We start from the raw sequence: 13134 nt of genomic DNA, 5'->3' as shown, positions 1-13134 counted from the left end.
CATGAAGCAGACACCGCCAAAATTACTTTTACTCTTGCTGCTGGCTTTTGCGCCATTAGCTTGTACGAAGAATTTTGCCGAATACAACCTCAACCCCGATGGTGTTACCACGCCACAACCAGCCTACATGTTTTCTGATGCGCTGGTGAAAACATCCGGGCTGGATATGGAGCCCCGCACCAACTACTGCCACGCTTTTATGCAATATGGCTATTCCGATTTTTGGTCGGGTACAAGCTACACGCTATCTGATGATATTGCCCGGCGTTACTGGAACAATTTCTATATCCCCGTACTGCAAAATCTGGAGTTTATAATGCCACTGTTAAAAACAAATAACGGCATGGTTACCACCTATGCGGCAGCCCGTATCTGGCGCGTATTTATCTACCAAAAACTAACCGACTATTATGGCGATATCCCTTACAGCCAGGCGGGTAAAGCATTGGAGAGCGGGATTTTCACGCCGGTTTACGATAAGCAGCAAATCATTTATGCCGACCTCATCAGCGAATTGCGGGCATCCATTACCCTGCTCAGCAACAATGCCCCCGAAGCCGTACAGGGCGATCAGTTTTATGCAGGCAGCACCGAGCGCTGGAAAAAACTCGCCGCTTCGTTATTATTTAGGATGGGGATGCGCCTGATCAAGGTAGATGCACCACAAGCGGAAGCTTTGGTTAAAGAAGCATACAGTTATGGCGTAATGGCGTCCAACTCGGATATGCCGGTGCTAAAGCACAATATGAACGCACCAAACGGCTATGCGTTTAACCTCTCCGATCAGCATTTCTTTTTACATAAAACACTTGTGGATCACATGCGGGCAAGCGGCGACCCACGGTTAAAAATATACGGCGGAGTTTACGATAAAGAGGCTTTTCTGGGTGGAGTTATCACCTCTTCGGATACGTCAAAGTTTATAGGCTTTAGCTTTAATGCAGCCGACCCTTTGCCCAATACCCGTGTAAACTATGCCGTTTACCAGCCCAAGGACACTCCTTTTTTTGACTTTCAGTACGCGGAGGTGGAGTTTTTACTGGCCGAAGCTATCCTGAGAGGCTTTATTACCGGCGATGCCAGCGCGCACTACCAGGCAGGCATTACCGCGCAAATGCAATCCTTAGCCATGTTGCCTACCGCGCCATCTATAAGTACTGCACAGATCAGCGCTTACCTTACCAAAAACCCGATGGTGGACGTAAAAGATCCAACAACGGAGCGGTCAATAGAAATTATTAACACCGAATTTTGGGTGGCCGGTTTTATTGCTGATGCTGATGAGGTTTATGCCAACTGGCGCCGTACCGGTTATCCAAAGCTGATCCCAAACCCAAACACCGTAACCGGGAACAGCAACTCCCCGGGCGTTATCCCAAGGAAAGTACCCTATCCACAGGTTGAATTTACGCTGAACAATGCCAACATAACCAGTGCCCTTTCGGCATACGGCGGCATGAACGATTTTAATGAAAAAGCCAGGGTGTGGTGGGATAAGTAAGATGGCTTATTAAAAGCTACACACCCTCCTTGAGCACCACATGCTTTATGTTTTTACGGTTGAAGGTATACGTAATATGGATGAGCCCATCCTTTGCTTGAATGCGTTAATATTTTATAACATCAATTTTAACCGGCCCCATTAAGCCCGAAGATTGCAAACCACCCCTCGGATCGGGACCAAAAAGTACAGATGTTGGCCGCGTACCGGCAGGCATCAAACTATCGCCGACAAGCCGGTTCACCCAATTGTTTACCACCTTAATTTCGAGCTTATTTTCTCCCGCTTTAAGTACTTTGGTGATATCAACCCGGTATGGCGGCGTCCAGGCGCCACCCATTTCCTGCCCGTTCACAAAAACTTTGGCTATCGATCTGGCCACGCCCAGGTCGATGATATAATTAGCCCCCTTTTCCGGAGTACCTGTTTTAAAAGTGGTACGGTAATAGGCCGTTCCCGAGTAATATTTTATGCTGTCGTTTGCGCTTTTCGCCCAATCTGTTAGCTCGTCGAATTTTACAGGATGCGCCGGGCCACGCATCGCTTTGTCAAAACTCACCATCCAGGGCTGTGTGATGCTTACTGTTTTTGTTGCCTCCGGATAATTTGAACGTGTAGTGCTTCCCGCTTTAGTCGGTTTTCGGAATATGACAAACGCGCTCTCTAAAGGGGCAAGCTGCATAGGAACCACGGTTGTTTTTGCCGTTTGACGATACACAGGCAGATTGCGTATGCTGCCGCTTACCGCATCCCACAATTCGGGACTTTTGCCGCTTACGCGAAACTCCGCGTCAAATTTAACGGGAGTGTCGTTTTGGTTCGATACAAAATAAAGATCGCCTCCCGCTAATTTCCTATGAATAAATAATACCGATTCGCTTTTGGTGACCTTCAGATCGGGCAGAACTTTTACGAGGTTCAAAGCTTCCTGCATCTCCATCCCGCTAATCACCATACCTTTGCCGTAACGGTTCACCTTTGTTGTTTTACCATCGATGTTTCCCCAAAGCTCCGCCGCCATTGTTTGTACCATTTTATCGGAAGATGGATAATTTTGCAAACTTGGCGACCGTGATGGTTTCGGCCCTAAAACAACCGCCCCCTGCAGTACCAGCTCTTTTACTTTCGCTAATAGTTCCGGCCGCATGGTTTCTAATTTTGGTAAAATGAGGATGCTGTAACTGATGCCATTGGACAGGGTAAGCTTACCATTTTTTACCGAAAGTTTTTGTTTGATCACCTCGCCATTGATGTAGTCGAATGAGTAGCCCGTTGGTAACGCCGGGTCTGTTACGCCTATCATTTTGGGCGCATCTTCGCCAATAAAATAGGCGACATCGGCTACGTACTGCCCTTGCTGCAACATCATATTACAGCGTTTTAAGTAGCGCATCAACACGTCCATATCAAAAAACCAAGTGTTCAGCCTGTTAAATTCCACGCCAAACCATGCGGTTAAACCCGGCGCGGTGTTTTCAGCAGGCTGCTGAATATATACGTGCAGCAGGGTGTTGTTTATTCCCTCCGTAAAAAAGCGGTCACCGCGTTTTTTGAACATCGCCGGGTAGCGTGCAAAGGGGGCACCTGCTGCCGTGAACGATTCTGCCGAAACCTTTGTTTTGCCATAAATATGTGCTGAAGATGAGGCCGCGCGGTTTTCTATATCACCAAGATCACCCTCGCTCCAAAATTCGCCGCCTATCTCATCAGACTGCCCGCCGTATTGTAAAAACTCGCCCGGGTAACCCCAGTGCCCGTAATTTTCCAGCCAGGTAGTTAAGCCGTTTTTATGGCTGATCTCGCGCAGGCCGCCCACATATTTATACGATATATCATCGGCTATCAACCTTCTTAAGTCCCACAAAAACCTGTCGGACATATCCTGGCTGCCCACAACTTTGCCCTGCAACGTGGGCAGGTAAGGTATCGGGTCGTAATGATAGGCCTGTTTAAATTCATCAGCGAGGTGATCCGTCCAGTTTTGGCTGCCGGTTTCGTAACTATCCTGTACTACTACCTTCCATGTTTTGCGGTCGGCTGCCGGGATGCGTTTTAAGATCTGCCCCATAAACGCGCTAAAGTGATCCGTCACATGTTCTTTACTCATCTTATCTACCTCCAGCCCCCGGCCCTCGGGCGGTGCCGGGGCGTTGGTAACCTTGGTGGGCGTCATCCCGGTGCGCTCAATAATCCAGTTGCCTGCCGGCACTTTCCAGTTCAGGGTACCATCGGCTGTCATAGCTGTTGATATATCCAGTACTTTTGCCGGATCGATGGCGTAGTTGGACGTTTCGTTGGGCTGGGGTGCCCATTGATAGGCCGTCCAAAAAGGATGCGGCGTTGGCCACATTTTAGCCAATGATTTCTCCATGTAATTCTCCACCATCGGCACCGCAGACAATTTCAATTCCGTTAACCCGGAATTGGAAGTAACTTTTGTGAATACAACCCTAAAACTCGTTGATGTGGTAGTGGGGATAGAAATATTAGCCGGGCCATAAGGCTTAAAGCCGGTATTCAGCTCAGGGTTTGTACGATCTATAGAAAAGTGTTTTACGGTTACGTAAGCCCCATTTACCTTAGCCTGTATATCTCCTTCTAAGAAAACCGGCTTCCGGGCGCTGTTTACCACTACGCTGCGCACCGTGTACGGGCTTTGCGTAATTACCTCAACAGAAAATTGCTGGCCGTTTTTTAAACTGATACCCGATGCATCATTCCCATCAAACAGGTTAGCCAGGGAATCTACCGCAGGAACTGATGAAAATTCCGGTTTCAAGGTGCTGATATCGGCTGTGTAACCATCAACTACCGGATATGCTATCACCTTTACATCCTGAAAATCCTCTTGTGGTTTTACTAATTTTTGCCGGAGTAATAACGGCCCCTTAACCATCAGCTGCGACGAGGTTAAATATCGCATGGCCTGTTGAGGTTTTACCCATGGCCCGCCGGATTGGCTCCAGCCGGGGCTGTTAAAGATCCCTATCTCAATGTTTAACCTCGTGGCGGTTTTAAGCGCGGTGTGCATAATCTCCCACCACTCATCAGACAGCATCTTTACCTTTCCATACGGCACCTCATCCAACCCGATGTTACCAATAAACGCCCGGTTGATGCCTACCTTTTTCATGGCCTCCAGGTCTTTTACAACACCTTCCTTAGAAATATTGCCCGAGATCCAATACCAGTAAACACTGGTTTGTACCGAATCGGGGATGGTTAAAAAACCGGTTTCAATAGCCTTGAAGGTGGGCAAATGATGCTTGACAGCACTGCGGGCTGGTGCATTCTGGCCTTTTGATTGATTAGCTATGAAACAGCATGATAGCAAATAAAAGCAAATGTGTTTTAACGACATTCCTATTCAAATAAGTTTAGTAAAAAATGGGCATAAATACCCGATTGACCACATGCAGACGGTACTATAAAGATTTTTAACCGGTAATAATACCTGCAAACACGTAAAAAATCAGGCTAATTGGCAATAACGTTGCTAAGCTAAATAACCCAAACTTGATAACTGTTATGCACTGTATTGACCGCGGTGTTTGGTAAAATTTGGAAAGAATAAAAAAAACGGACGGCAATTTATTAAATCGCTCGTCCGTTAATGTTTTCGTGAATGGATTCGAACCACTACTAACAGAGTCAGAGTCTGGGGTGCTACCGTTACACTACACGAAAATAAGGTAATAGCTTATTTAGCTACGGGGCAAAAGTAATAAAATTTGCAGACTTCGAAAATTGAACCTGAAAAAGGATAGCTATTACCTGTTTTACGTTTACCGCCATTGTGTTATCTTCGCCATTGTATGATGTACACTTACCTCAAAAACAACAAATTCAGTATTCTTACGGTCCTTGCGTTAGCGTTCCTGTTGAGCGCGTGTGGGGGTGGCAAGAAAAATAAAGCATATACCAGTATCCAGGCAGATGAATCTGTAAAGCCATCCTTTATGCCTGTAAAGGGCATTCGTTACACCGAAGTGCGCCGCGCCTTTAAAAATGGTGTATCGTTTAATAACGATGGCTACCAGTTGGAGCCGGAATGGCACCTCTCCTTCCTGTCAGACGATTCGGTGAACATCTATAACCCCAAACGCAAAATGTTTGTGAACGCGCCGCTACTGTTTGATCATGATTCGCTCTTTAACGTGGCATGGTCGTGGATGCGCTTGCGTAAATTAACCCGCGATAGTATCATTTTCCAGGTGATGAAAGTAAAGGGGCGGAAACTGAATCGCGACAGCTCGGTGGTATACATGACCCTCTATGCAGACGATTACATTAAAAATAAATTACATACCGATGCTGCCACATTGATGAGGCCCCGCCGTGCAGATACATTGTTTATCCTGAATAAGGCGGCACTGGCCAGCAAGGATACCTCTAAAGCCTTCTCTGCCCGCGACCAGGCCGTGTTAAAAAGCAAAACGCCGCTGCTTACCATAAAACAGATAGACCCCATAGCCGAAGATGACCAGCGCGAAGGCATGAACCAGGATTACATGCTGCCCGAGTACAGTATCACCATTAAAAAAGCCTACGATGATTTTAAGTATGCTTTTTCGGTGCGGATAGATGCCGACGGAAGTATGCATTTTTTACGATCGGTTAATTTTATGTACGAGGAATTTGTGGCGTCGTCTAACCGGGCCATGAAAGGCATTGTAGATGGATACTTTAAAGCTTACCTAAACGTAAAACCCGGCACCACCCTGGGCATACCGCATTCGAGTTTTATTATTGTGAATGTAGTGGGGGCGAAAAAGGGGTGATGTTTATTTACTCTTAGTTACCTTGGGTTTCAACTCCCTTTTTACCGGCGAAACTGATTTGGTAATGGTAAAACCTTTGATGATGTCTTTTGGGTTTTTTACTTTGGCCAGGGAGTTGATATAGGCATCGGCCATGAGTTTGTATATGTATTCCTTCGGGAAATCGTCCTTACCGGTTACTTTGATATAACGGAACTGTTTACCATTCCCTATCAGCATTTTTTGCGGGTCGTGCAGTTCGCTGCCCCAGTTAAACCCGAATATCACATTTTGGTTAGTGCGCCATATAGCCACATTGCAAAACACCTGCCCCAACTTCTCGGTAGGCGACCAGCCAAACGCTACTGCATTATACGCATCGTAAACCAACTCATTCGTCTCAGGAAACCTATCCCAGGCGAAATCACGCAGCCATAAAGCCAGTTCGATGGTTTCGGGCTTAAAGGGCTCCATAAATTTTAGCAGATCGATGGTTTGGGCTTTGCTCATGTGGAGTTTTTATCTTACCGAACATTATTGTATAACAAAAAATCACCCATAAAAATGGCGCTTTTTATGTTAACCCTGTAAAAATACAAATAATTGATTATTAATGACTTATAAAGTTAACATGCGGAATTGTGTTAACTTTTGTAAACTTTTTGTCCTAATTGATTACCCCCGCTTTCCCTTTCCAACAACGTTATATATTCCACCAGTAGGTCCACTTAACCGTCAGCTGCCTGTTTTTAACCATAAACGGCGATGGGATGGAATTGTCGCCATAAACAATAAATACATCTGATGCAGGGCGGTAACGCCATTGCAGGCGGGTGTTGATGTTCATGTTACGTGCCTGCTCGTTGTACTGCACAAAGGTGGTAAAATACAGGTTGTTGGTAAAGGTAACATCGGTACGCGGGCCTATCAGCCAAAAACTATTGCGGCCATAAGGCTGTGGCAAGCGCAGATCGTTATAGGAGGCGTTTACCGCTATATTTACATAAGGCTGAAAACGGTAGCCCAGCTGGCCGGTAAGCGTGAGCTTGGTGCCGTCGTCATAATATCCCCCGTATGAAGCTTCTGCAACATAGGTAAATACGCTTTGCGGCTTGGAGATATACTGCACATCGGCCGTGTTCCAGTGGCTCTCGAAACCTATGGGCAGGTTGCCTTTGCCAATGTTGGTAGGATCGTATGGGCGAAGCAGCTTTACATAGGTGTCAATCCCCGAGAACCATAATTGGCTGCGGTTACGGAAGGTGATAATATAGCTCAGGTTACTTTCGTTATCGGTACGTTTAAAATGTTCATCAAAAAAGTAGGTGGACGTTAGTTGCAGGCTATGGATCAAAACTGAGCCACTTTTTGGGAAGAAATTACGCAGCAACAGCGGACTAAGCTTATTGTAGCCCCTTCGAGGCACATAGCCCACTTCGGCATTGTAGTTACTACCTACGTATTGCTGTTGCAGATACAGCGTCCAGTATTTACTAAGGTACTGCAGGTGCGCAGCCTGCACATAATCGTGCCCGGTAACGCCTGGGCTGAACGATTTTAAGCCCAGTAGTTTACCCGTCCATAGATTATTGGAGGATGCCAGGTTATATTCTACACCCAGGTTACGGTTATAGCCTGGTGCCGTATTACCGTGGCTTGGCGCGCTGCCGGTAGCATCTTTGTTAATAAACATAATGCCGATGTTGGAGCGGGAGAACACCCGCCGTTGCAGTGTAACTACCCCAAAGTTTTGGCCAGGCAGGTTATTAATGCCAGTTTGCCCGGTCTGCACATCCATCACCCCCACGCGCCAGTCTTTATTTATCTTACCCGTTAGCCTTGTGCCAAAACGAATGGGCGCGTTAAGCCCTATCCTGCGGGAAAAGAAAGGGCGGATATCCGAATACCCGAAATTAGAGAACAGGTCGCCGTTCTCTAAAAAGAATTGCCGTTTTTCGGGAAAGAAAAGTTCGTAGCGGTTTAGGTTGATCACCTGCTGGTCTACGTCCACCTGCGAAAAATCGGGGTTAACGGTGAGATCCAGGTTGAGCGCCGAGGTGAGCCCTATTTTAACATCGCCGCCAATATCTGTACGCCAGTTGGTAGGTGTTTTGGTTTGATAATCTTTGGTTAGGCCGGCCAGCGCATAAGGTATTACCGATACGTTGCTGCTGGCAACGGGTGGCTCCTCGTCCCAAACCAAGGTGCCGGTATACGCCAGCGACGCGGTAGGGAACTGCCTTGGCACCGGCGCCCAGCTCGATTTCTCGGTAGATTTAAGGTCGTTGCGACTAAAGTTGATTCCCCACTCGCGGATGCCTTTTTTATAGCGGATGCTTTTGAACGGGATAGCCGCTTCCCATACATACCTGTCGGAATAGTTTTTTACTACGGAGAACCATTTGTTATCCCAGCTCAGATCTACCTTGCCGCCCTCGTACATGGTACCGTCCCATTGCGCGCCGGCCGCGTTTGCGCCAAAGCTAAAGCCATCGGTACGGGCATCAAAGGGATCCATAAAAAGCAAAAAGTTATCGTTCTTCCCAAAGTTAAAGTCGCGCTTTAGCGATTCCACCATGTTTTGGCCCGGCAGGCCGCCATAGCAAATGGCCACTACGTAGAGGTTATCGTTATCGTAAGTCATTTTTACCGTAGTTTTCACTTTAGCGAAGCTGGTATCCATGGGTAAAACTAAAAAGAAGTTGGCGGCAGAATCGGCACGTTGCCAATCAGCCTCATCAACAATTCCGTCTATTTTAATTGGAGCCGCAGCCCGTTTAATGTGATACTGATAGGCGGCGTTCTTTTTTTGGGCGATAGCTGTTAAGCCGGGCAGGCAAAAACAAAGCAGCAGTAAGGTGAGTTTTCCTGTTGACAATGGGATAATAAATAATGGTTTAAATACCTGGTACGAGAAACAAGTATATACATATTATCCCGTAAATATACGTCAATGTGTATTTTAAACACAATTGTTACTTAAGTTGGGCGCTCCGCTATTATTATATTTATCCTACTTTTACCTTATGGAAAACAACCCGCAGCAGCTTTACGGTAATATTGATATCTACCTGTTCGACCAGTTGTTGAAAGGGCGTTTCAACGGCTGTAAAAAAGTGCTGGATATTGGCTGCGGCAGCGGCCGCAATATTGTTTATTTCCTCCAAAACGAACACGACGTATATGGCATCGACCCAAACCCGAACGCCGTGGCAGAAGTGCAGGCCCTCTCAAAAATATTAGCCCCGGCCAATCCGCTAAAAAACTTTGTGAATTGCACTGCCGAAAATATGCCGTTTAAGGACACGGCTTTCGATCTGGTAATTTGCAACGCTGTACTACACTTTGCCGAAGATAGCAATCACTTTGATGCCATGCTGCGCTCAGCCTGGCGGGTGCTAAAACCCGGCGGCTATATGTTTACCCGGCTGGCATCAGATATTGGCATAGAAAGCCTGGTTACCCCCTTAGGCAACAGCCGCTACGCCCTGCCCGATGGCAGCGAACGTTTTTTGGTGAATGAACAGATATTAATGGAATACACCCACGAACTAAACGGCGAATTATTTGAGCCAATAAAAACCACTAACGTGCAAAATTTACGATGCATGACCACCTGGTGCGTGCGGAAGAGATAAGGTGCGGCGCTTTTATAATGCGCGGTACATGATATAAGTATCTACCAAACCCAGTTGCTGATGCCTGAAACCATTTGGCGTTGTACCGATGACAGAGAAGCCATGCTTTTGCCAAAGTTTAACTGCGGTTGCATTGCTCGATACCACAAAATTAAACTGGATGCCTTTGTAGCCCATTGCCGTTGCCATTTTTATAGAGTGCCGGCATAACAAACTGCCAACACCTTTTCCCCTAAAGCCGGGATGCACCATGTAACCGCAGTTGCTTATGTGGTTACCCAACCCAACCTGGTTCGGTTTCAAAAAATAGGTTCCTGCCACCTCGTTGTTATCCATGGCTACAAAGGTTTCCATGCCGTTGCCCAGCCAGCAATTCATCATGTCGTTTCTGGTACTATCGGGCGCAAAGGCATAGGTATTGCCGGGCTTTACTACGGCAGAGAATATTTCCCAAATGGCGTCGTAGTGCTCGGGGGTGGCTTTTATTATTTCCATTGCAATACAAAGTTGCTGCATTAACCGGGTTATTCAAATATACCCTCTTAATTTTTTATTTAATTGCCCTATGGCATCCCACAAAATCGAGCAGACAAAAAAAGCCGACTGTAGGCAGCCGGCTTTAAAAAACTCGTTTGTTGTATACTTATTATAACGCCGTTATCTGCTTACCGGCTACGGCAATATTTTTGTTTTCGTAAAGATGTATCACCGCAAGGTTATTGCGTGTAACGTTTTGCTCAACTTCCCGGTTAAGGTTAAATTCTTCGGCAGAACCGTTAATATCGGCCTTGGCATTGTTACTTACATGCAGGGTTAGTTTAAAAGCATTTAAGTTCAAATTTGCCTGGGCATTATTGTGCAGATCTACGCTGAACTCAATTTTTGACAAGGTGCCAAATGAATTGATCTGCGCGTTATCAAACAGCGATACCGAACGCAGGTCATTTGCTTTCACCCATATTACCAATTTTTCGTTTCCGTAAGAAGAGATCCGTAACACGCCGTCTTTATTTTGGATAAGGGCACTCTCCGCGTAATACTTGTTGTATACTTTTATTACATCGGCTGGCGCGTCTGTAATAAAAAGCTGCACGTTACCATGCACCTCTATACTGCTAATAGCGCCTACATCCTGTAGGATGGTAAAAGCATCGTCTTTTGTTGTATTGGCGTAGGTTGATTTAAATGATACTAATGCAAGGATAACCGTTGCGATCAAGAATAGATTTTTAATTTTCATTGTAATGTTATTTTAAGGTTGTATGTATCAATTGTATTTGCCTTTTCAAATACAAAAAACTACAAGACCTTTTTTGCTCTATCCTCGGGCAGTATTTTTATGCCTTGTAATTCTCCGCAAAAGTGAGGTTTATTCAAGGAGGAAAAATCATCTTAGTGTAAAATATACACTATTTAAAAATAACGCAAAAATCACCTTCCTTATTGATTTTTATACTCATTTACAGCTATTTAATGGTGACTTAATTGCCGATTTAACATTTTTGGGGAGACAACTAATTTAGCCTTGAAGATTGTATTTTGATTTCGGCGGCGTAAAATCGCACGGTAGCAAATACTTTTTTGAGAAATTTTGAAGAAAAGAAAGCATAAAACAGCAAGAAAAAACGAGGTTTTGATTAATGATATATGATGGCAGAAATTTGGCTAAAGGCTTACCAAACTGACTGATGCCGCTCATAAATGGCTACCTATCCATTATTCATTGCCGCCGGTTTCACCCAACGGCAGGGCACACAAAAAAGCGACAAGCCCCTCAGCTCGCCGCTTTCTGAAAACTAAAATCACCTAAATGAGACGTCGTGGGTAGATTCGAACTACCGTTGAAGGTTTTGCAGACCCATGCCTATCCTCTCGGCCACACGACTTTATTATACCTATTTGTTAGGCTGCGGTGTTAAGCGCAAATATGGTTTTACCTCTACAAACCCTTTATGGAATTTAGCAGGTATATCTTCTGTTTTGATAGATGGCAACACCACAACCTGTTCGCCGTCTTTCCAGTCGGCCGGGGTGGCAACGCTGTGGTACGCGGTTAATTGTAATGAATCTATCACTCTTAATATTTCCTGGAAATTTCTGCCGGTTGATGCCGGGTAGCTGATGATGAGTTTTATCTTTTTATCCGGGCCAATAATAAACAGCGAACGCACAGTGGTAACAAGCGAAGCGTTAGGGTGGATCATATCATAAGCCTGCGAAATTTCGCGGCTTTCATCGCCAATGATAGGGAAGGTAACTTCCACGCCCTGGGTTTCGTTAATATCTTTTATCCAGCCTTTGTGCGATTCTACGTTATCGGTGCTTAAAGCGATCACCTTTACGTTGCGTTTTTCAAATTCATCTTTTAAAGAAGCGGTTTTGCCAAGTTCGGTAGTGCAAACCGGCGTATAATCTGCCGGGTGAGAGAACAGCACGCCCCAGCTATCATTCAGGTATTCGTAAAAATCAATTTCCCCAAGTGATGTATTTGCTTTAAAGTTTGGGGCGTCGTCGCCAATTCGTAAGCTCATAATTTTTTAGTTTTGTTTAATTTTTAAATATCGTTTTGCTGCAATAAAGCTATGCAAAATTGCAAATGTGAATCAATAAAAATATTGTTGGAAAGTGTGGAATGGAAGTGGCAAAAAAAGCTGAAGAGCCCGCAATTATGTGCGGTCAATTCTTTTAAATCAGCTTATCTGTCCTCGTTAAACACGAAGCAGGAATTAGCACCTTACACCATGCTTAAAGCCGGTACAGGTTGCTAAGACATCATAGGGCCTTTCCCTCTGTCTTTCTGGATAAGTATTTTAAAGAACGATTATATCACAAAAGTAGATATTAAACCTACAATTCCTATAGTCTTTATATTTTTTATTGTGCCAAGACTTTAAGTCATTGAAAATCAATTATAAAATTTTATCTCGTATTTGTTAGCCGTTACAAGGGGGTGTACCATTTTGTAAATGGCACGGAATGGTACAGGTGGTACATGTTGGCACACCCTCTACTTGGAAACTTTTAACCTGTGCGGTCAAAAAGATGAGTGGCTTTTTTGTGGTGATTATCCGGTTGCTGTTTTGGTAGAAATTGTTGTGGGTGTTGCCTGCGGCCCGGGCTTTCCGCTCATACGCCTGCAGGCATTACGCTCCGGGCCGGTATCCGCTCCTATCCCTAACACTTTTTTAAAGTGATTGGCTTTGCGCCTCCTCCAAGCGTCATTGCTATAACGTGA

Annotated in this window: 10 protein-coding genes, 2 tRNA genes and 1 riboswitch; of the genes, 4 read left to right on the top strand and 8 right to left on the bottom strand. The window is 45.4% G+C overall.

Translation table 11 applies throughout. The annotated features are described in order from the left end of the window. The first annotated feature begins 1 nt into the window (after position 1). Positions 2-1501: a SusD/RagB family nutrient-binding outer membrane lipoprotein gene (locus EPL05_RS20880; RefSeq protein ID WP_128535934.1), complete on the top strand. Its 1500-nt coding sequence runs from the start codon at positions 2-4 to the stop codon at positions 1499-1501. Positions 1502-1607: 106 nt separating this feature from the next. On the opposite strand, the gene EPL05_RS20875 is transcribed toward EPL05_RS20880, so the two are convergent. Together EPL05_RS20875 and EPL05_RS20870 are read right to left on the bottom strand one after the other, a co-directional pair. Next, positions 1608-4862 carry a glycosyl hydrolase gene (locus EPL05_RS20875; protein WP_128535933.1) on the bottom strand — a complete coding sequence of 1085 codons (3255 nt, stop codon included), beginning with the start codon at positions 4860-4862 and terminating at the stop codon, positions 1608-1610. Positions 4863-5117: 255 nt separating this feature from the next. Continuing rightward, a tRNA-Gln gene (locus EPL05_RS20870) sits at positions 5118-5188 on the bottom strand. Positions 5189-5316: 128 nt separating this feature from the next. On the opposite strand from EPL05_RS20870, the gene EPL05_RS20865 reads away from it, so the two are divergent. Continuing rightward, positions 5317-6282, top strand: coding sequence for a hypothetical protein (locus EPL05_RS20865; RefSeq protein ID WP_128535932.1), 966 nt, complete (start codon positions 5317-5319; stop codon positions 6280-6282). A gap of 3 nt (positions 6283-6285) precedes the next feature. On the opposite strand, the gene EPL05_RS20860 is transcribed toward EPL05_RS20865, so the two are convergent. Both EPL05_RS20860 and EPL05_RS20855 read right to left on the bottom strand, forming a co-directional pair. After that, positions 6286-6771, bottom strand: a complete 486-nt coding sequence (locus EPL05_RS20860; RefSeq protein ID WP_128535931.1) for a hypothetical protein — start codon at positions 6769-6771, stop codon at positions 6286-6288. Between the two features lie 193 nt (positions 6772-6964). Beyond that, positions 6965-9139, bottom strand: coding sequence for a carbohydrate binding family 9 domain-containing protein (locus EPL05_RS20855; protein WP_208394800.1), 2175 nt, complete (start codon positions 9137-9139; stop codon positions 6965-6967). 148 nt (positions 9140-9287) lie between these two features. Between EPL05_RS20855 and EPL05_RS20850 the strand changes: the two genes are divergently transcribed. Continuing rightward, positions 9288-9899, top strand: a complete 612-nt coding sequence (locus tag EPL05_RS20850; RefSeq protein WP_128535930.1) for a class I SAM-dependent methyltransferase — start codon at positions 9288-9290, stop codon at positions 9897-9899. 12 nt (positions 9900-9911) lie between these two features. Here EPL05_RS20850 and EPL05_RS20845 read toward each other — a convergent pair whose 3' ends face one another. The 4 genes from EPL05_RS20845 to EPL05_RS20830 form a co-directional block, all read right to left on the bottom strand. After that, on the bottom strand, positions 9912-10394 hold the full coding sequence (locus EPL05_RS20845) for a GNAT family N-acetyltransferase (RefSeq protein WP_128535929.1): 483 nt from the start codon (positions 10392-10394) through the stop codon (positions 9912-9914). A 151-nt stretch (positions 10395-10545) separates the two neighbouring features. Further along, positions 10546-11139, bottom strand: a complete 594-nt coding sequence (locus tag EPL05_RS20840) for a GIN domain-containing protein (RefSeq protein WP_128535928.1) — start codon at positions 11137-11139, stop codon at positions 10546-10548. 575 nt (positions 11140-11714) lie between these two features. After that, a tRNA-Cys gene (locus EPL05_RS20835) sits at positions 11715-11785 on the bottom strand. Positions 11786-11794: 9 nt separating this feature from the next. Further along, on the bottom strand, positions 11795-12430 hold the full coding sequence (locus tag EPL05_RS20830; protein WP_128535927.1) for a peroxiredoxin: 636 nt from the start codon (positions 12428-12430) through the stop codon (positions 11795-11797). Between the two features lie 161 nt (positions 12431-12591). Beyond that, a riboswitch (SAM riboswitch) is annotated at positions 12592-12707 on the bottom strand. 158 nt (positions 12708-12865) lie between these two features. On the opposite strand from EPL05_RS20830, the gene EPL05_RS20825 reads away from it, so the two are divergent. Continuing rightward, positions 12866-13093, top strand: coding sequence for a hypothetical protein (locus EPL05_RS20825; protein ID WP_128535926.1), 228 nt, complete (start codon positions 12866-12868; stop codon positions 13091-13093). Positions 13094-13134 lie beyond the last annotated feature (41 nt).

It is taken from the genome of Mucilaginibacter gilvus (assembly GCF_004054195.1).
Lineage (GTDB): Bacteria > Bacteroidota > Bacteroidia > Sphingobacteriales > Sphingobacteriaceae > Mucilaginibacter > Mucilaginibacter gilvus.
This window is presented reverse-complemented; position numbering and strand designations above follow the sequence as displayed.

What these genes read in the sequence shown, in the direction of transcription:
- EPL05_RS20880 (WP_128535934.1), top strand. Translation starts at nt 2, where the DNA reads ATGAAGCAGACACCGCCAAAATTACTTTTACTCTTGCTGCTGGCTTTT.
- EPL05_RS20875 (WP_128535933.1), bottom strand. Translation starts at nt 4,862, where the DNA reads ATGTCGTTAAAACACATTTGCTTTTATTTGCTATCATGCTGTTTCATA.
- EPL05_RS20865 (WP_128535932.1), top strand. Translation starts at nt 5,317, where the DNA reads ATGATGTACACTTACCTCAAAAACAACAAATTCAGTATTCTTACGGTC.
- EPL05_RS20860 (WP_128535931.1), bottom strand. Translation starts at nt 6,771, where the DNA reads ATGAGCAAAGCCCAAACCATCGATCTGCTAAAATTTATGGAGCCCTTT.
- EPL05_RS20850 (WP_128535930.1), top strand. Translation starts at nt 9,288, where the DNA reads ATGGAAAACAACCCGCAGCAGCTTTACGGTAATATTGATATCTACCTG.
- EPL05_RS20845 (WP_128535929.1), bottom strand. Translation starts at nt 10,394, where the DNA reads ATGGAAATAATAAAAGCCACCCCCGAGCACTACGACGCCATTTGGGAA.
- EPL05_RS20840 (WP_128535928.1), bottom strand. Translation starts at nt 11,139, where the DNA reads ATGAAAATTAAAAATCTATTCTTGATCGCAACGGTTATCCTTGCATTA.
- EPL05_RS20830 (WP_128535927.1), bottom strand. Translation starts at nt 12,430, where the DNA reads ATGAGCTTACGAATTGGCGACGACGCCCCAAACTTTAAAGCAAATACA.
- EPL05_RS20825 (WP_128535926.1), top strand. Translation starts at nt 12,866, where the DNA reads ATGGCACGGAATGGTACAGGTGGTACATGTTGGCACACCCTCTACTTG.